Origin of the sequence: Sphingomonas sp. DBB INV C78 (genome assembly GCF_042693015.1) — a bacterium.
In the GTDB taxonomy this organism is placed as follows: domain Bacteria; phylum Pseudomonadota; class Alphaproteobacteria; order Sphingomonadales; family Sphingomonadaceae; genus Sphingomonas_E.
The window spans coordinates 2,358,233-2,376,790 of the sequence record NZ_CP170544.1; the positions used below are offsets into that span (position 1 = coordinate 2,358,233).

An 18,558-nucleotide genomic window follows, 5' to 3' on the forward strand; every position below is an offset into this window, starting at 1 on the left:
CCCCTTTCTCGAGCATTCACGACGCCGCCGATCTGGTAGGCTATCTTCCCGCGCAATTTCTGTCGTCGAATACCAACCATCGCACGGACGACTATGGAGGTCCGGCGGCCAACCGGATCCGGTTTGTGATAGAGGCGCTGACAGCGATGGCCGCGACCGTCGGCGCTGGGCGAGTGGGGTTCCGGATTTGCCCCGGTAATCCGTTCAACGATATTTATGACAAGGATCCACGGGAAACCTACGCTCTCCTGCTGGAAGCAGCATCGCCGCTACAACTCGCTTACCTTCACCTGATCCATGTATCCAACCCGCAGGTGGATAGCCTGGCTCTCGCTCAAGAGCATTGGAAAGGCCCGCTCATCCTCAATGAAGGGATCACGCGCGAGCGAGCGGAGCGACTTCTGGATGAGGGCGTCGCCCATGCCTTTTCCTTCGGCCGTCCATTTATCGCCAACCCCGACCTCGTCAGCCGGCTCGAACGACGAGCGCAATTGGCCGAGTTCGATCCTGCAACGCTCTACACGCCGGGCCCTGAAGGATACGTCGACTATCCAGTTTTGCCCGGATGAGTAGACACTCGTGCTTCCAAGGGTAGCGACGTCTCTCTGAACCAAAGGCGGGTTTTGGGAGTGCCTCGAGGCATGCTCAATGTCGGCTTTGTGGGCGGCTCCTACCCAACCCGGCTGGGCGGAGACGTTCGGTGACGAGGTCGGTTTTTCCCAATTTTCGCCCACGAGCGGCCGTTCCGGAGTCGATGACGAAGCTGCCGCCGCTGCTTACGTCAGCTATTGACGCATTTCGGCCATTAGCGGTTCGAGCCGACGGGGTGCGCCTCCGGGAACTTCCAGATGCCGTTGAGGATCTCCGCACGGGGCCGGTAAAGGCGAACCAGATAGTTCCAATTCGGCATGACGGGCAGGCAATTGCTGGCGCCATTGTCGCAGCCGCCAAACTGGATCGTGTAAGCCCCGCCGGCATCCTTCTTCGCCGTGATGTTGTTGAGTGAGTAGGCGTTCTGCGGGTTGGGCTCCATGAAGCCCTCTTTGTTGTAAACCGTGATCGACCAAAAGCCGTCGACGGGAACATCCTTCACGGTCAAGCGATGCACCTGCTTCCCGTCATTGCCCTTTGGGTTAACCGGGACGTAAAGTGCGTCGCGAGCGGGGTTGCCGCCCCACCCTGCTGCCGTCGCAACCAGGTGCTGGTGGGGATCCACCTCCTCGCGCGTGCCGAAGGCCTTGCTCATATTGGTCATGCCCGCGGCGCTGCTCTTCAGTTCTTCGCGAATAGCCAAGAGCGAAGCTTGATCCCAAACAGGAATTTCGAACTTTCCGGGGCCGCCAGGCTGCTCAACTCTGATCGCGTCTTGTAATGCATGGGCCTTTTGGAGATCGGCCGGATCATTTGGATCGGCGAATGTGCGGATGGCCAACGCCACATATCGAGTTCCGACCTGCTCTCGTGTTATCGTGTGCGGTCCCGGGTCATAATAAGTTGCTGGATTATAATGATCCTCGCTGATGAGTAGTAAAGACATGAATCGGCCATTCGTATCCGGCAAGTTGACGGTGACTGGCCCCGCATCCAGATCAAAAACGCCAAAGGAATAGAGCGTGTCTCGATTGAGCCGAACTACCGTTTGGTTCTTGACGTCGGCCAACTCGCGATTGTGCTTGAACCTGCCGAGCGCGCCTTCTTTCACAAAGCCCGCAAAATAGTTGTCGCTCTCGGCGCGGACAAAATTGTCCGTTGTAACCTTTTGCGACGAATTATTGTGGGGTGCCGGTTCCTTCGATTGACAGCTAGTCAACAGAGCAAAAGCGAGAAGCCATTGAACTTTCATATGAATGCTCCCTTCGCGCCCACAATATGTGCGTCCGCATCAGACCAGCCATCGGGAATAACCCGTGCAGTGGTTGCTTTTTACCCCGAGGCGGATGCGATCAAGGCTGGTGGCAACCTCCGCCAACCCGACAAGGCTGACCCTATCGCGCTTCCCGACGCCCCCCCTGAACCGGTCATCGTTCTCAATCTGAACGTAGGGCAGGTATCAGGCGGCCGAAATCGAGCTCTGGATGTCGGCTATGTGGGCGCCAGCCGCCATCCGCTGCCGCCACATTGGCGTGACCATCAACTAGTTCGTCGAATGTTGGTCAAGTCCGCTACCTATCGGCGAACTGCAACTCAGTTCCAACATATGGACGGATGATTTTCTGAGGCATGACCCGCATCGCCTCCTGGATGAACACGTCACCGGAACAATGCATCGGCACTATGTAAGTGGGATCGATGGTGGCGAATTCCGCGACGGTGCGGCGAGCCTCATCCTCGGTTCTGGGGCGTACAAGGTGAAATCCTCCGACAACGGCATGTACCTTGTCGATGCCGGACACCCTCTGTGCCTGCCGCACGCTGTTGATCACGCCCCGGTGGCTGCAGGACGCAATGACGACCAGGCCGAGATTCTTCACGTTGTAGCACGTAGCGAGCTCGTGCTCGCCGTCATCGGGAAGTTGGTCGAGGTGGCGCTTGGACGGGTTCAGCGCGTTCCGGTCACAACCTCTACCCGGCCGCATTTGCGTTGGGATCGCCGCGCGCTCGAACCCAGCAAGGGGGATCACACCGGTGGTAAAGGCCTGCTGCTTGATAATCTGGGGCTTGGGCGAAATGCGAGCTATGAACCCAGCTTCTGCGAGCGCCGCTCGATCGAGTGTTCCCATGATGGGCGGCGGGTTCCCGATGAGGGCGATGCGTTCGCAGAACACCTCTTCACCACCGACATAGAGCGGCACCTGAGGTCGCGGTTCCCTCGGGAAAAATCCCGGAAATCCGCCATAGTGATCCAGGTGTCCATGGCTCAGTACCGCGGCGTCAAGCCCGGAGATGTCGATGCCGAGCATCGTGAGGTTGGTGCGAACCGCCTCAGGTGAGTAGCCGAAGTCGACCAACACCCGGACCGTCGATCCATCTCGCCATGAGGTTGCCAGGATCGACAGCCCGAACTCCGCATGAAGCGCAGTTCGAGACATGACTCCACCGACAGGATCACCGGTGTGGCGCTTTACCCTTAGTCCAGGAAGCACGAGGTCGGGCAGAAACGGACCGAACGTGGCGTTGTCGACGAGAACTTGCAGCGTGAGCGTATCAACGACGGGAACGGCAGTCAGGCCTCGGCCGGGCGCTGAACCAATTGCGAAGGCCGCCAAGCCCCCGGCGCCCGCTCGGAAGAACATCCTGCGACTTATTGTACGAGTTGAGCTCGCGGCGGGGACCATTCGCTACCTTCTGTTCGGTGACGGGCGCTCGTGTTCAATACACTATTTGCGCCTTGGCGCCCCCGGGTGTGGGTCGTGCGGACGCCTGCCGAAACCGGTCTTCGTTCTCAATCTGAACACAGGGCAGCAATCGGGGGGCGCAAATACCCCTCCAACGTCGGCAATGGCGGCACCAGTGGGCAGGCTAGACCATAAGGGAAATCCCGACCCATTCTCAGGGAGTCACCTGATTGAAGGGGGAGATCAACGCGATAGGCTGATGTCACGGATCCGCCCTTCATTTCCCGGTTCCGCACTCCTTGGACGGATCGGAGCCGCACGTGACCAGCAAAGCCGGCAGCCTTCCTTACACACCCTGTCTCTTCACACCGGCTCATCCAGCCCTGGCCAACGGTGCCGGAGCCCCCGCGCAGCTCGCCAATGAACGCTATGTCGAGGCGCTGGCGCGCGTCGTTTATGTCTGGGGCCATCCCTTTGTGAACGCGGTCGGCCGGACCAGCACATGGGAACTTATGAAAGGCCGCGGCCCAGGCATGGCAATGGGCCTCTTCCCGGGGTCGCCCAAGAACTACATGGGCTTTGTCGACGATTATCTGCCGCCCGCCCAGCGCAAGGTGGTCACGCCCAACAACGACACGATCTACGGCGCCTGCTTTGCTGATCTCGGCGAGGAACCGGTCGTCATCCAGACGCCCGACGATGCTCCGGCGGGGCATTACTGGACGATCCAGATCGTCGACGCCTTCACTACTGTTATCCGCCAGCTGGGTTCGACCGCCGGAACACCCGGCGGCAAGATCCTCATGGTCGGCCCGGAATGGCAGGGCGAGAAACCCGAAGGCTTTCTCGACGTCCTGCGCTCGCCCACCAATGTCGCGGTCATCATGGCGCGCAGCTTCGCCTCCCGCACGCCGGAGGGAAAGGCCGAGGCCCGCCGCGTCCTCAACCAGATGGGGGTCGTGCCGCTGAGCGCGGACAAGCCGGGCCGGCTCGCTTTCGATTGTGAGGCAAGCGCGCGCAACAAGGTCTATCCGCCCAACCTCAACGCCGAAATGCTCGCTGCCGATCCCGATCTCCTTCGTAACCGCCCGGTACACGGGACAAGTTTCTGGGACGATCTCGAGAGGGCGCTGGATCTCAATCCCGTGGTAGGCCCTGACGATGCAGCGATGGCGAAGCAGGCGCGTGTCCTCGTGGCCTTGCGGAAAAGCGATCCGCGCTGGGCCGCGCTGCTCGATCGCACGGTGCTCGCCGCCGATACCGAATTGTTCGAAAGTGCCCGCTATGAGCAGGTTGGCACCGATGCCGGCAATGGCTGGCAGAAGCAGGAAAATGCCGGCCATTGGGATGTCGACTGGCTGGGTCGCGCACAGGCAGCCGCCATCTATATCTTCGTGAACCAGTTCGAGGAGGCGATCTATCTGATCCGCGGCACCGATGCTGACGGCGCGTTGCTGCAGGGCCGCTACACCTATTCGATGACCTTCCCGAAAGGTGCGCTGCCTCCGGTGGATGGCCCGCGTGGCGGCTTCTGGTCGCTTACCATGTATGATCGGGACTATTTCATGCTGCCCGACAGTCCGAATGGTCGCACCAACATCGGCACGGTCAACATCGCCGCGAACGAACTCCGCTTCTCCGCGGACGGCTCGCTGACGATCACCATCTCGGCCGATGAGCCGAACGACGCCGACGCCCAGGCTAACTGGCTGCCCGCCCCGCGCGAGCAATTCGCGCTGTTGGTACGTGCGTATGTGCCGACCGAACCGCTGCTGGACGGCAGCTACAAGCTGCCCGACGTGCATCGGGTCGCCTTGGCGAGGGCATAGGACGCTCCCACCGCCCCTATCCGGAGAGATGCCATGACCGTCGAAGCTCAGTCCACGCCGTCGGCAGCTGCCGGGCTTGGCGATCAGGACATCAGTGATGCCTGGATCTACCTGCTCGGTCGACTCCTCATCACCCGCCAGCAACAGGTAGATTTCGACGAGGAAGGCTTTGTCTGGAACGAACTGCTCCATCGCAAGCCTGGCCAGGTCGATTGGCCCAACCCCAATCTCGACGTCGCATATTCCGAGGCGTGGGTGGCGGTCGACGAGCACAGCTTTCTGCTGGTTACAGTGCCCGTCATCGAGGGCCGCTATTATGTCGTCGAATTCCTGAACGGCTGGGGCGAGACCGTCGCCAATATCAATGAGCGGGTCTATCCGGATCACCCGAACGGCCTGTTCGCGGTTTGCCTCAAGGGCAGCAATGTCGACATTCCGGTCGGCGCACAACGCGTTGATGTGCCTGTAAAGGTCTCACGCGTGCTTCTCCGTGTCGAGCTTGGTGCCAATTGGGATGAGGCCATCGCACTCCAGCACCAGTTCAAGTTCAAGATCCATGGCAATCCCGAACTGCCCGACATCCCGCGAACGGTTATGTTCGACATGGCAACCCTCCCCGGCGTCGAGGCGTTCGATTCCGCCGAGCTCGCGCTCGATACCGAGCCAGATCTGAGCCCCGGCATGAAAACGCTCCAGGCCAATAGCCGGGCGATCGCCGCCGCTATCGAAGATCCGGTTGAGCGCGAACGGATCGACCAAATCGTCCGGCAAAAGGCCCACCGGGATTTCGCCGCTGCTGCCCCCTATATCGGGCGAGGCTCGATCCGGAACGGATGGGCCCGTCCGGCATGCTGCGGCCATTGGGGCGATGACTGGATGACGCGGACCACGGTCAACTATGGTGGCATCTGGGCCAACGTGTTCGAGGAAGTGCTCTATTATCGCGGCGCGCTGGACAGCGAAGGCAAGGATCTGGAGGCCGACGGAACCTACACGCTCACCTTCCCGGCCGATGACCTTCCGTCCAAATATGCCAAATGTTTCTGGTCGGTGATCGCGGTCGATCGGCTTCACCGTCGCGTTCTGCCCAACCCGCTTGATCGCTTCCTTCTGAACAAGGAGTCGAAGCTGACCTATTCGGACGACGGCTCACTCACCCTCTATTTTGCGCCCGACCAACCGACCGACGCGCCACAAGGCAATTGGCTTCCCACCAAAGGCAAACCCTGGAGCCTCACCTTCCGTTTCTATGGTCCCCGCGGCGGAGTCGCGGATGGCAGCTATTTTCCGCCGACGCTGATCAAGCGTTGAGGAAGGTCGCCGCGCTTGTCGGCACGTCGGCTGCACGGATTCTGGCATGAACAGAGGGCGGGTTTCGGGGGGTCCGCGAGATGGCGTGGACGACCGCTATGGCGGCGAATGCTTCCGATCGCGCGCACGGCGCAAGCGAATAGTGCACATTCATCGAGTTCAAATCCTGAGGAACGACGATGAATCTTTCCGACGCGCGGCAAAGCTCAGCCCTTGAATTGCTCGGAAAAATTCTCGTTGCATATGGTGAGGAGAGCTTCGTTCGCTGCGCGGTACGGAAATCGCTGGCACGGATCAGGCCTGAGCCGTCACCGGTAGACGAAACGGTGAACCGAGCCGATTGAACGCGTTCATCGCCGCAATCGCGATGGTGAGATCGACCAGATCTTTCTGCTCAAAGGTGGCCGCCGCCGCTGCATACGCTCTATCCGATGCGTGTGTCTCGCTGAGCAGCGTCACCTCCTCGGCCCAGGCCAGCGCCGCGCGATACTGGTCGGAAAACAAGTGAGGTACCTCAGCCCAGACTGGTAACAGCGCGACCTTATCGATCGGCATCGTCTTCAGCAGATCGCGTGTGTGCAAATCGATGCAATGGGCGCAGCCGTTGATCTGCGAAACACGCAGGAACACGAGATGTATCAGTTCCTCCGGAAGCTTGGTGCCGGTGGTAACATAATGATGGATGCTGAATAGCGCCTTGGCACCCTCCGGCGCGACCTCGTGCCAGACAGCGCGTTTGTCCTGGCTCATACCAATCTCCTTCGTCTGGGGCGCCGCTCTGACGCTCGCCTACTTGACGAGGCAGAAGGAGGCAGTGTGACATGCCCGCCGACATTTATTTTCACCCTGGCCCTGCCTCGTGTCACACCAGCGCGCGCTGCATCGTCTTATCAACGGTCTGCCGAGGAGGTATCAGTGTCTGTGGGCACGTGCAGAAATGGTCACAGCCGGCGGCTGCTGCAGCTCGACAAACGGACGGCTGACTTCCTGGCCCAGCGGAAGCACTTGTTACGCCTTGCCTATCGCATGCTCGGCTCGGTCAGCGAGGCGGAGGACGCCGTACAGGATGCGTGGCTGCGCTGGGCTCAGGCAAAGTCCGCCAGTGATGCCCCAGCTGCCTATCTCACCCGAACCGTCACCCGTCTCTGCCTCGACCGGCTGAAGTCAGCGCAGGCCAGGCGGGAAACTTATATCGGGCCGTGGCTCCCCGATCCCCTGGTGGATCCGGTAGAACCGGACGAAGTGATTACTGACGACATCCCATTTTCGCTCATGCTTGCCATGGAACGCCTTTCACCATTGGAGCGCGCGGCATTTCTCCTCCACGACATTTTCGAAGTGGCATTAACCGAGGTGGCCGAAACGCTGGGACGACAACCTGCTGCGGTGCGTCAGCTTGCGTCCCGTGCGCGCAAACACATCCAGACCGCGCGACCGCGCTTCAGCGTCGACGCGGCGGAAGCGGACCGGATCGCGCGTGCCTTCTTCGTTGCGGCGCGGGACGGCGATATGGCGACCCTCTCGATGCTTCTGGCGGAGGACGTCGAGATTCACGCCGATGGTGGCGGAAACGTTCTGGCATTCCGCAACGTCGTTAGCGGCGTGGACAATGCGCTACGCCTTTTCGCAAGCCTTGGTCGAAAGATTGTGCGTCCACCGATTCTGCTGCGGACAGCGATGATCGACGGCTTGCCAGGGTATTTAAGCATCGATGAAGCTGGTTTGCCTCGGACGACGGCCCTCGATCTAAGCGAGGGTCAGATCGTCGCGATCTACATCGTCAAAAATCCTGACAAGCTTGCACATCTGTTCGCGATGCCGAATTAGACCTCTTCTGAAGCCGAGAACCTTCTGAAGCCTTCGACACCCCTGGAAGCGGTCATCGTGCTCAACCTGAACGCAGGGAAGGTAACAGGCAGCCGAGATCGACCGCGGAATGGCTGCTGTGTCGGCGGCTTCGGATTTCGCACATCCGCCTAGTCACTGTCCGGCCTTGGCTTCGATCCGCCAACAAGCTGCAGTAAAGCGGGCCAGCCCGCCGCTCACAAACGGAACGAATGCCCGCCGCACCGCATCAACGACGGCGGCTCGGCGGTTCTCACTCAAATGCGGGAGCATCTTACCCACTCTGCCCAGCTTGAGGATGTATCGGTCGAGATCCCCTTCCTCGAGTTCGCACAACGCATCGATGGGCTCGATGCGGATATCACGCCAAGCGGAGTCAAGGATGCCCTGAACATACTCGGGGTCGGAAAAGCCGAACTGCCCCGGAGCATTGCGAGCGACCGGCTCAAGCTCGGGTATAAAGGATGCAGCAGCGACCTCGGCCGCCACCATGAAGGGGTTGTCCGACGGCCTGCGCCAGACGAACGCGGTAAGCGAGGCGCCGCTGACCGCAGCCTGGCGCAGATTGGCGAAGGCTGCCGTCGGGTCATCGAAGAACATGATGCCAAAGCGAGAAATGATCGAATCGAATGTGGCGGGCGCGAGCTGCGCGGTCTGCGCATCGGCGAGAAGAAAGTGGGCGTTGGCCACATTGGCGATTTGCGCGCGGTACTGCGCGGCCTCGATGAGTGGCCGCGAGATATCGAGTCCGGTCGCCATGCCCGCAGAGCCAACCGCGCGCGCGGCCGCGAGCGTCGTGGCGCCCGTCCCGCAGCCCACGTCGAGGACATTTGATGCCCCGCTCTGTCTCACCGCGTCGCCAAGAAAATTCTCGAACGGCAGGAACAGCCGATCCAGCAGCGCCTGCAATTCAACCCATGTCTCGCCGCCATGCGCGTTCCACAGCCCCGACATCTCATCGTTCGCCGACAGCTTGTTGACCATGCTGATTCCCCTTGTTCGGAAGGTTTGATGAGCTGAGAGTGCCACTTCAAGTCGACTTGAGGTCAAGGATGAAAGCGATCGACATTGCCGAACTCGCCAAGCGATCCGGAACGCCAGCGTCGACGTTGCGCTACTATGAGGAGCGCGGCCTCATTCAGTCGATTGGACGCCGCGGCTTGAAACGGGTCTTCGACGCGGCCGTGCTCAACCGGCTTGCCCTCATCACGTTAGGCCAAGGGGCGGGCTTTTCGCTCGATGAGATCAGGGCGATGTTCGCGACCGATGCGCCACCACGCATTGATCGCCAGCTTCTTCATTCTAAGGCCGACGAGCTCGACCTCAGTATTCGGCGGATGATCGCTCTCAGGAACGGACTGCGCCATGCCGCCGAATGTCCGGCTCCCGACCATATGGAATGTCCGACTTTCCAGCGTCTCATCAAGGTCGCCCGAGGCCGCCGAGGACGCACCGCTCCACCAAAAGCGGGGCGGATCGTTTAAGGCGGCTTGTTCAGGATGAGCTTTAACTGTGACGATAGGGCGCGCTTAGCGCGACAGCCATGATCTCTATCGTGTCGTGCACCAGAGCATCAAAAGCTGCACGATCCCTGGTTTTCAGATGCTCGGCATCGGCGCGGACCAGCATATTGTGGAACGCGAGAGCACAAAGCGCGATACGCGACTGGGCAAGTGCGGGCGGCACGTAGCTAATGCGTTGGGCAATCAACTCGAGCAGCCGCCGGATCGAGGTGGAGACCTCGCTCACCTCATCGGCTGCGTGCTGGAGGCCGCCGGGCCGATAGCGCGTGACATACTGGGCGAGAAAACCCGCATAAGTGTGCCGACCATCACCATCGACGAGGTCAAGGAGCGGCAGACACAGGATATCCAGGAGTGTTCTGACGTCGCCGAGCCGACCTTGTGCCTCGGCCTCCGCGAGCATGGCGTGACGCGGTTCTTCCATCTGGCCGACACGGTGATGGAAGATCGCCTGGACGAGTCCCGCCTTGGAGCCAAAATGATATTGCACAGCATTGTTGTTGCCATGTCCCGCGGCGACGGCGATCTCGCGCAATGACACCGCCTCGATCCCGCGTTCAGCGAACAGGATTTCGGCGGCAGCGATGATCCGCTCTCGCGCTTCAGCGCTCGTGGCACGACGCCCCAGCCGAGGCACATCCTCGTCGGGCGATGTCGACGACACAAAATCGGGCGAAGCATTCATCGAGCCCATCCTATCCGAGCGACTCGTTCCCGCGACTGTCGAAAATATAAGTCATATGCGTTATAAAACAACGCCATTTGGCCCACCTTGTCGCGCAATCCTCCTCCTCACATGTAATGAAGCACCACTCATCACGCGATTCTGTCACGTATTCCGGCCTGCAACTACCAATAGGTGCGCCAGCGCTATTGAACGCATATGACTTAATTCGAAGCCCGCGAAGGGCTCGGTTTAAGGGGAGCGATGCGTGGTGCAGCAAGCAGGCCAGTTCGTCCGAGGTGCATCCGTCGCAAGCCTCACACGGCTGCTGCTGGTCGGCACGGCCTTCATGCCGAGCGTCACCGCCGCGCAAACGGTGTTTCCCGCTATCGAAACAGCGCCGCCCCAAAAACTTGGCCGCACGCCGGCAGAATCGGGGCCAGTGCGGTGGCCTCGAAATCCCACCGCCCCCATGGGCGCGCCCAACGTCCTGCTGATCATGACGGACGACGTCGGCTTCGGGGCATCGAGTGCCTTTGGCGGCCCGATTCCCACACCCACGTTCGATGCGCTGGCGAAGCAGGGTCTGCGCTACAACCAGTTCAACACGACGGCCCTGTGCTCGCCCACTCGCGCGGCCCTGCTGACTGGCCGTAACCCGCACAATGTCGGCATGGGCAATGTGACCAATCTGCCGACCGGCTATGACGGCTATACCAGCGTCATCCCCAAGTCGGCAGCCACTACCGCCGAGGTGCTGAAGCAGAACGGCTACAATACCGCCATGTTCGGCAAGAGCCATCTCACGCCGGAGTGGGAGATGAGCCAGGCCGGTCCGTTCGATCGCTGGCCGAATGGCCTCGGGTTCGAATATTTCTACGGCTTCCTCTCGGCGGACGCGAGCATGTGGTCGCCGAACCTGGTCGAGAACAGCCGTCCGGTCGAGCCCCCGCACAACGATCCGAGCTACCATTTCGATCGCGACATGGCCGACCACGCCATCCGCTGGATCGAGGAACAGCATGCGCTCGCGCCGGACAAGCCCTTCTTCGTCTATTATGCACCGGGTACCGCGCACACGCCGCATCATGCGCCAAAGGAGTGGCTCGACCGCTTCCGCGGCAAGTTCGATCAGGGCTGGGATGCGATCCGCGAAGAGACCTATCTCCGCCAGAAGCGGATGGGGATCATCCCGCCGACGACGCAGTTGACGCCGCGGCCGGCATCGCTGCCCGCATGGAATTCCCTCTCGGCCGATCAGAAGCGGCTCTATTCGCGGTTGATGGAGGCCTATGCCGCCTCGCTTGCTTATGCCGATGAGCAGATGGGCCGGATCGTTGCTGATCTGAAAGCCAAGGGCGAATTCGACAACACGCTCATCATCTTCATCCAGGGCGATAATGGGGGCAGCGGCGAAGGCGGGCTGAACGGGTTACTGTTCGAACAATCCGGCATCGCCCGCTATGACGAAGACTTCAATTACATGCTGAGCCGCATCGACGAGATCGGCTCGCCGACGCTCTACAACCACTATCCCGCTGCCTGGGGCTGGGCGCTGAACGCGCCATTCCAATGGACCAAGCAGGTGGCGTCGCATTTCGGAGGGATCCGCAACGGGCTGGTGGTGAGTTGGCCGGCGCGCATCAAGGATGCCGGCGGCGTGAGGGATCAGTTCCACTATGTCACCGACGTGATGCCCACCATCCTCGAGGCCGCGGGGGTGAAGGCGCCTTCCATGGTCAATGGCGTCGCCCAGCAGCCGATCGATGGCGTCAGCATGGCCTACAGCTTCACGCAGAAGGCGGAGCCGTCACACCGCAAGACCCAGGTCTTCGAGATGATGGAGAATATGGGGATCTACCAGGATGGCTGGTGGGCGGGCACCACGCCCGCACGATCCGCCTGGGATGTCACCAAGAACATCAAGATCGATCTCGATACGCGCAAATGGGAACTCTACAATATCCGTCAGGATTTCTCGCAGGCGAAGAACCTCGCGGCGTCCAACCCTGCCAAGCTGCAGGAGATGCAGCAGCTTTTCTGGGCGGAAGCCGCGCGCAGCAAGATCCTGCCGATCCACGATTTCGCGGAAGGCACCGAAGGACGACCGACCCTTACCGAGGGGCGTGATCAGTTCGTCTATTATCCGGGGCTGACGCGCGCGGCAGAAAGCGCTGTTCCGCACACGATCGGCCATTCCTATGCGATCACAGCCGATGTGGTACTACCCGACAGGCCGGCAAATGGCGTTCTGGTCACACAGGGCGGCCGGTTCGGCGGCTATGCGCTCTACCTGAAGAACGGGCGGCCGATCTTCCACTACAACGCGGTCGGTCCGCGCCAGTACAAGATCAGTGCGACCGAGGCATTGCCACCTGGGCCGCACAAGATCCTGGCGGACTTCAAGGCCGACAGCGCAGCGCGTGGCGGCGGCGGCACCCTCACCCTTTCGGTCGACGGGAAGATCATCGGCAGCGGCCGCGTCGAACACACGCTGTTCGGCTGGGTCTCCCATACCGAAGGCTTCGACGTCGGCGAGGACACGATCACGCCGATCAACGACGACTACACGATCCCCGCCAGCAGGTTCGACGGGGACCTCCGCAAGATCATCTTCGACGTGAAATGACGCCGGCCCGCGTGGGGCGGACGGATAGAAAACAGGATGAGGGGCCAGGAACATGGTTGAATACGGACGGATCGAAGGTCGCGGCGGGACCACCCGCGTAACCGTGACGGCGACCAGCATATTGGCGTTGCTGGCAATGACTGGCCAGGCGCAGGCACAGGAATCGGGCGCGCCCGCGCCCGCGCCCGCGGCGCCGGCTGCCGCGGAAGCGCCGGCGGAGGCCCAGTCCGGCGGCATCGAGGATATCGTCGTCACCGCCCGCAAGCGCGTCGAGACGACCCAGGACGTGCCTGTCTCCGTTACCGCTTTGGGAGCCGCGCAGATCGAGCGCTACGACCTCTCCAATCTCGAGCGCGTCGCTGCGACGACCCCGCAATTCGTCATCGGCCGGTCTCCTTCCGGATCGGGTGCGACGCTGGTGCTGCGCGGCATCGGATCCAACACCACGTCGATCGGCCTCGAACAGTCGGTCGCGGTCGTGGTCGACAGCGTCTATTATGGCCAGGGCCGCATCATCAACGAAGGCTTCTTCGATCTCGGACGGATCGAAATCCTGAAGGGTCCGCAAGCCCTGTTCTTCGGCAAGAATGCGACCGCTGGTGTGGTTTCGATCAGCACGGCCGATCCCACCGACAAGCCCGAATATCAGGCGCGCCTGGGCTATGAGTTCCGCACGAAGAATCTGATCGGTGAAGCGATCGCCTCTGGCCCGCTCACCGACACGCTGAGCGCGCGTCTCGCAATCCGTGCCTCGAAGATGTGGGGCGGCTATTTCGACAATGAAGCGGTCGACCAGACCTATACCTCCAACGATCGCACCAGCACCGCGGTCCCCGGCACGCCGACGGTCCATGCGTCTCCGGCTGCCGCGAATGAAGTGCCGGGTACGCGTGACTTGCTCGCTCGCCTCACGCTCAAATGGGAACCGATCGACGATCTGACCGTGACATTGAAGGGCAGCATCGGCGACGTCGAGACCAACAGCCCGAGCTCGAACTCGGTCATCTATCGCTGCCTTTCGGGAACCTACCAGTTCAACCCGAACCAGCCGTGCGAGAAGAAGTTCAACGTCTATCAGAACCGCTTTCCCACCGCGATCGCGGACTCGATCCCCTATGGCAAGGATGGCGGTGATCTCGGCAATGACTACCGCTCCTGGCAGATCACCGGCACCATCAACTATGAGATGGATGATCTGACGCTGACGTCGGTCACCAACTATAACTGGAATCGCAACGTCTTCGTGTTCGACGCGGACAGCGGCTCATCCAGCGTGTCCGCGGCCAGCGTGTTCGCGACCGAATGGTCGGAATTCCACGCTTTCTCGACCGAATTCCGCGCGCTCACCACCTATGACGGCCCCGTCAACCTGATGGCTGGTGCCTATTACCAAAATACCAAGCGCGACTATCTGGCCTGGACGGCCTCGGGCGGCCTGGAAAACAGCGCTGCCCCCGATCCTTCGCAGCGTTATCTTGCCAACAGCAAGGATTCCCAGACCAAGGGTGAGACGATCGCCGCCTTCGGCCAGGTGATCTGGCAAGTGGTGCCGGAGGTCGAAGTCGCGGCCGGCGTGCGCTACACGCACGAGACCAAGGACAGCTATTTCGTCCAGCCTTACTCGCACCCGATCCGCGTCGCACAGGGAATCTTCCTGCCCAACGTGACAATCAATGCCGACCAGACCTTCAACAACTGGTCGCCGGAAGCGACGATCACCTATAAGCCGACCGACGACATCACTCTCTATGGCGCCTACAAGACGGCCTATAAATCCGGTGGTTTCTCCAATTCAGGCATCCTGAGCCCGTCGGCAAGCGTCGAGGATTTCGCGTTCGACCCCGAAAAGGCGGAAGGGTTCGAGGGCGGCGTCAAGACGATGTTGTTCGACCGCCAGCTTCGCCTCAATGTCGGCGCCTACTGGTACAAATACACGAATCTGCAGCTCGATTTCTTCCGCTCGGACATCTTCGCGTTCAGCACCATCAATGCCGGTTCGGCGACAACCAAGGGCATCGAGCTCGAATTCCAGTACGCGCCGCGGACGGTCGACGGCCTCGATGTCCATGGCAGCATCAATTACAACAAGGCACGCTATGGCAATTCGCCGAACTCGCCTTGCTATCAAGGCGCGACGCCGGCACAGGGCTGCACCATCGTTCCCGGACAGGGACCGCGACAGAATCTGGATGGCCTGCCGACAGCCATGGCGCCGCTGTGGACTGGCTCGCTCGGCGTCAGCTACGAAACGGCACTGACCGACAACTTCAATTTCGCCGTCTCGGTCGATGGCCGCTACAGCGACGATTATCTGACCTCGGCATTCGGTAACGAGTTCACCCGCCAGGGCAGCTACGTCAATCTCGATGCTTCTGTTCGCGTCCGCACTGCCGACGATCAATGGGAGCTGGCGCTGATTGGCAAGAATCTGACCAATCACTTCTACGCAACCGGCGGCACGGATGCGCCGAGCACGGGATCCGGCACCGGCACCCCGGGCGGGCGTCTCGCAGATCAAATCGGCTTCATCGCCATGCCTCGCACGGTGCAACTGCAACTCACCTGGAAATACTGATCATCGCTCCCCTCTGGCCCCCGCCTTACCCTTCGGCGGGGGCCTTTTTTGGGCTTTCCCGGATAAGGTGGACATGAAGGCAGGTGCGCTCCTCGTTTCGCTTATCGCCTTGATGGTGGGGGCTTCGCCGTCGGCGGCATCGGATGAAGTGTCGTCGTCCTATGACCCGGGCGGGGCCGCCCAGCATCAGATGCCGGTCCATCCTGATCGCATTCCTGCCGACCCGGAAGCGCGCCGCATCTGGGCTCGCTCGCTCGCATATGATGCCACGATCTACGGGACGATGGCCGTCATCCAATATCAGGAGATGCACCGACAGGCAGTCGATCGGACGTCGCCGGACTATACCGGCTTCAACCGCTTCGCGCATAGCCGCACCCTCGCCGGGCCGGGCTATGCCGCTTTCAAGACGCCCAATGCCGATACTCTCTACTCGAATGCCTGGCTCGATCTGACCCGCGGACCCGTGCTGTTCGACGTGCCGGAGATGGGCACGCGCTACTTCACCGCCAACTTCATCGACGCCTATGGCAACGCTTCCAATATCAGCGCGCGCACCCGTGGCTTTGCGGCCGGTCGCTATCTGATCGCACCCGTGGGTTGGCAGGGAACGGTCCCCGAGGGAGTGGAACTGTTCCGTGTGGCAACGCCTTATATGTGGGTCTTGCTGCGCGTTCTCGTCGATGGCCACGCCGCCGATATAGGAGCAGCCAATACGCTGCAGGATGGCTTCCGCTTTACACCGTTCGCCGGCTCCAGGGCTGACACGGCAGTCGAATATCCTCCCGCCCGCATCGAGAGCGCACTCGATTTCTTCCGCATCCTCGATTTCGTGCTGCGCAGCAATGGCCATCCCGAGGGCGAGGAGGCCCTTGTCCAACGCTACCACGGGATTGGCGTCGGCGGTGCGGTCGGCCTGGCGAAGGCGAGCGAAGATCCGGTCGTCCGGGAGGCAATCGCCGAGGGCTATGCCGAGGCCCAGACCGTGATCGGTCGCACGGTCAACCAGACGGGCTGGCCGGTCGGCACCTGGCGTTCGGCTGTCGATGCCGGGCGATACGGTTTCAACTATCTTTATCGAGCCGCGGCTGCGACCCTGGGTGCTGGCGCCAACGTCTCGGACGAGAATTACGCCTTCACGACTTTCAAAGACGGCAAGGGGGATGCGCTGGATGGCGCACAACATACCTACCGCCTGGTCCTCGCCCCGCCGCCGCCCGTCCGCTTTTTCTGGTCGGTGACGGTGTACGACGCGAAGACACGCGAGCTGCATCCCAATCCGATCCACCGTTACCTCATAAGCGATCGCACCCCGGGCCTGCGGCGGGGGCCCGACGGCTCGGTCACGATCGAATTGCGACCGCACGCTCCTGTCAAAGGCGGTTCAGCCAACTGGCTGCCCGTGCCGAGTGGTCCCTTCTATCTCGCGCTTCGCGCGCAAGGGCCGGAGCCAGAGATTCTGTCCGGTGCCTGGACGCCACCACCGGTGGAGCCGAAATGAGCCGCTATATGCTACTGGCCGCCCTGGCGCTTGTCGCACCCGGAGCGGCATCCGCCGCCATTTCGATCGAAGCTACCACCACCGCCGCCATCTTCGACGGCGCCACCAGCGACGCGCATGATCTCGCGGTCCGGGCCTATGTCTGGGGCATGCCCCTGGTGCAGGCCGCCAGGATCCGCTTGGCCCGCACTTCTTCGAAGGGAGCTCCCAGCTTTCCGCCTGCACCGCTCAACCAGTTCGGCCACGCGACCCGCCTCGTCGATCCCAGTTGGCGAGGTGGGGTCGGGCCGAACAACGACACACTGTACAGTCTCGCCTGGATCGATCTCTCGCAAGGCCCGCTGGTGCTCGAGACGCCTGATTTCGGGAAGCGTTACTATACGTTCCAGTTGGGCCTGGCGGATTCCTCGACCGAATTTTCACCCGGACAGCGGACCCATGGTGCGAAACTACCGCCCGTCCTCATCTATGGGTCGAACTATCAGGGCCCTGTTCCTGATGGCATGCTCGGACAGCGGATTGCCACGCGTTATGCGCTGATCGCCGGCCGCTTCCTTGTCGACGGCGAAGAGGATGTCGCCGCGGTGCGCAAGCTGCAATCGGGCATCCACCTCCGACCGCTCAACGGAAGCCAGGTCGCGCCTCCACCTCAGCGTCCTCTTCCCGCGGTTCCACCAGGCGATGCGGACCTCTCCTTCCTCTACCAATTGGGGGCCGTGCTGAAGGACTGGACCGTGCCACCGCAGGATGGCGCGTTGGTCGCCTCCTTCGCCACAATCGGCTTGACGAGTAATCAGGGTTTCGACCCCGGTCAGCTTGAGCCTGCGATGCGAGCGGAGATTGCACGCGGTCTCGCCGACGGTGCCGAGATTGTTCGCCGCAAGTCGCTGCACCTCGGCGAAAACGTCAACGGCTGGACGATTAACTACCAAGGCGCGCGGTTAGGCAGCGACTACCTGCTCCGTGCCGGTGTCGCCAAAGATCAGATCTTCGTCACTCTGCCTGAAGAAGCGCTTTATCCGATCGCGCGCGCCGACGCGGACGATCGACCTCTCGACGGTCGGAACGCCTATGAAATCGTCTTTCCTCGCAACCAGCTGCCTCCGGCCGATGCCTTCTGGTCGATCACGCTTTATGGAGACGACGGCTACATGGTCGCGAACCCTATCGAGCGCTACTCGATTGGCGACCGGACCCGCGGCCTTACTTACTCCGACGACGGCTCGCTGACGATCACACTTCAGCACGAACAACCCGAGGCCGCCCGGCAGTCGAACTGGCTGCCGACTCCCGATGGCCCATTCTATCTCATGATGCGGCTCTACATTCCTCGTTCTGACGCATTGACCAAGGCATGGGTGCCGCCGGCAATAGTGCGTGCCGACGATGCCGGTCGATGAATTACA

Annotated in this window: 14 protein-coding genes; 9 read left to right on the top strand and 5 right to left on the bottom strand. The window is 61.4% G+C overall.

What is annotated here, in order from left to right; genetic code table 11:
• Positions 1-32 precede the first annotated feature (32 nt).
• Positions 33-569, top strand: coding sequence for a hypothetical protein (locus ACFB49_RS11210; RefSeq protein WP_380879942.1), 537 nt, complete (start codon positions 33-35; stop codon positions 567-569).
• Between the two features lie 236 nt (positions 570-805).
• Here the strand turns inward: ACFB49_RS11210 and ACFB49_RS11215 are convergent, their stop codons facing one another.
• Together ACFB49_RS11215 and ACFB49_RS11220 are read right to left on the bottom strand one after the other, a co-directional pair.
• Positions 806-1,843: a DUF1254 domain-containing protein gene (locus ACFB49_RS11215; RefSeq protein ID WP_380879443.1), complete on the bottom strand. Its 1,038-nt coding sequence runs from the start codon at positions 1,841-1,843 to the stop codon at positions 806-808.
• A 319-nt stretch (positions 1,844-2,162) separates the two neighbouring features.
• Positions 2,163-3,206: an MBL fold metallo-hydrolase gene (locus ACFB49_RS11220; protein WP_380879445.1), complete on the bottom strand. Its 1,044-nt coding sequence runs from the start codon at positions 3,204-3,206 to the stop codon at positions 2,163-2,165.
• A 389-nt stretch (positions 3,207-3,595) separates the two neighbouring features.
• Here ACFB49_RS11220 and ACFB49_RS11225 point away from each other — a divergent pair, with 389 nt between their 5' ends.
• The gene (locus ACFB49_RS11225) at positions 3,596-5,104 is read left to right on the top strand and encodes a DUF1254 domain-containing protein (RefSeq protein ID WP_380879447.1); all 1,509 of its coding nucleotides are present in this window, start codon (positions 3,596-3,598) and stop codon (positions 5,102-5,104) included.
• A 33-nt stretch (positions 5,105-5,137) separates the two neighbouring features.
• Positions 5,138-6,415, top strand: coding sequence for a DUF1214 domain-containing protein (locus ACFB49_RS11230; RefSeq protein WP_380879449.1), 1,278 nt, complete (start codon positions 5,138-5,140; stop codon positions 6,413-6,415).
• Between the two features lie 294 nt (positions 6,416-6,709).
• Here ACFB49_RS11230 and ACFB49_RS11235 read toward each other — a convergent pair whose 3' ends face one another.
• Positions 6,710-7,165 carry a carboxymuconolactone decarboxylase family protein gene (locus tag ACFB49_RS11235; RefSeq protein WP_380879451.1) on the bottom strand — a complete coding sequence of 152 codons (456 nt, stop codon included), beginning with the start codon at positions 7,163-7,165 and terminating at the stop codon, positions 6,710-6,712.
• Positions 7,166-7,369: 204 nt separating this feature from the next.
• Between ACFB49_RS11235 and ACFB49_RS11240 the strand changes: the two genes are divergently transcribed.
• Positions 7,370-8,242: a sigma-70 family RNA polymerase sigma factor gene (locus tag ACFB49_RS11240; protein ID WP_380879944.1), complete on the top strand. Its 873-nt coding sequence runs from the start codon at positions 7,370-7,372 to the stop codon at positions 8,240-8,242.
• A gap of 153 nt (positions 8,243-8,395) precedes the next feature.
• Here ACFB49_RS11240 and ACFB49_RS11245 read toward each other — a convergent pair whose 3' ends face one another.
• The gene (locus ACFB49_RS11245; protein ID WP_380879453.1) at positions 8,396-9,244 is read right to left on the bottom strand and encodes a class I SAM-dependent methyltransferase; all 849 of its coding nucleotides are present in this window, start codon (positions 9,242-9,244) and stop codon (positions 8,396-8,398) included.
• A gap of 68 nt (positions 9,245-9,312) precedes the next feature.
• On the opposite strand from ACFB49_RS11245, the gene ACFB49_RS11250 reads away from it, so the two are divergent.
• Entirely contained in the window at positions 9,313-9,744 is a 432-nt protein-coding gene (locus ACFB49_RS11250) for a helix-turn-helix domain-containing protein (protein WP_380879455.1), read from the top strand.
• Between the two features lie 22 nt (positions 9,745-9,766).
• Here ACFB49_RS11250 and ACFB49_RS11255 read toward each other — a convergent pair whose 3' ends face one another.
• Complete coding sequence (locus tag ACFB49_RS11255) at positions 9,767-10,468, bottom strand: TetR/AcrR family transcriptional regulator (protein WP_380879457.1); 702 nt, start codon at positions 10,466-10,468, stop codon at positions 9,767-9,769.
• A 247-nt stretch (positions 10,469-10,715) separates the two neighbouring features.
• Between ACFB49_RS11255 and ACFB49_RS11260 the strand changes: the two genes are divergently transcribed.
• The 4 genes from ACFB49_RS11260 to ACFB49_RS11275 all read left to right on the top strand — a co-directional run bounded on the left by ACFB49_RS11260 (position 10,716) and on the right by ACFB49_RS11275 (position 18,552).
• Positions 10,716-13,076 (top strand): arylsulfatase, encoded by a 2,361-nt coding sequence (locus tag ACFB49_RS11260; RefSeq protein ID WP_380879459.1) that lies wholly within the window; start codon positions 10,716-10,718, stop codon positions 13,074-13,076.
• Positions 13,077-13,128: 52 nt separating this feature from the next.
• Positions 13,129-15,651: a TonB-dependent receptor gene (locus ACFB49_RS11265; protein WP_380879461.1), complete on the top strand. Its 2,523-nt coding sequence runs from the start codon at positions 13,129-13,131 to the stop codon at positions 15,649-15,651.
• Positions 15,652-15,724: 73 nt separating this feature from the next.
• Positions 15,725-17,152, top strand: coding sequence for a DUF1254 domain-containing protein (locus ACFB49_RS11270; RefSeq protein WP_380879463.1), 1,428 nt, complete (start codon positions 15,725-15,727; stop codon positions 17,150-17,152).
• Positions 17,149-18,552, top strand: a complete 1,404-nt coding sequence (locus tag ACFB49_RS11275; RefSeq protein ID WP_380879465.1) for a DUF1254 domain-containing protein — start codon at positions 17,149-17,151, stop codon at positions 18,550-18,552. The genes ACFB49_RS11270 and ACFB49_RS11275 overlap by 4 nt, the downstream gene beginning before the upstream one ends.
• Positions 18,553-18,558 lie beyond the last annotated feature (6 nt).

Coding starts and splice junctions, on each gene's coding strand:
- ACFB49_RS11215 (WP_380879443.1), bottom strand. CDS start 1,843: ATGAAAGTTCAATGGCTTCTCGCTTTTGCTCTGTTGACTAGCTGTCAA.
- ACFB49_RS11230 (WP_380879449.1), top strand. CDS start 5,138: ATGACCGTCGAAGCTCAGTCCACGCCGTCGGCAGCTGCCGGGCTTGGC.
- ACFB49_RS11235 (WP_380879451.1), bottom strand. CDS start 7,165: ATGAGCCAGGACAAACGCGCTGTCTGGCACGAGGTCGCGCCGGAGGGT.
- ACFB49_RS11245 (WP_380879453.1), bottom strand. CDS start 9,244: ATGGTCAACAAGCTGTCGGCGAACGATGAGATGTCGGGGCTGTGGAAC.
- ACFB49_RS11250 (WP_380879455.1), top strand. CDS start 9,313: ATGAAAGCGATCGACATTGCCGAACTCGCCAAGCGATCCGGAACGCCA.
- ACFB49_RS11255 (WP_380879457.1), bottom strand. CDS start 10,468: ATGAATGCTTCGCCCGATTTTGTGTCGTCGACATCGCCCGACGAGGAT.
- ACFB49_RS11265 (WP_380879461.1), top strand. CDS start 13,129: ATGGTTGAATACGGACGGATCGAAGGTCGCGGCGGGACCACCCGCGTA.
- ACFB49_RS11270 (WP_380879463.1), top strand. CDS start 15,725: ATGAAGGCAGGTGCGCTCCTCGTTTCGCTTATCGCCTTGATGGTGGGG.
- ACFB49_RS11275 (WP_380879465.1), top strand. CDS start 17,149: ATGAGCCGCTATATGCTACTGGCCGCCCTGGCGCTTGTCGCACCCGGA.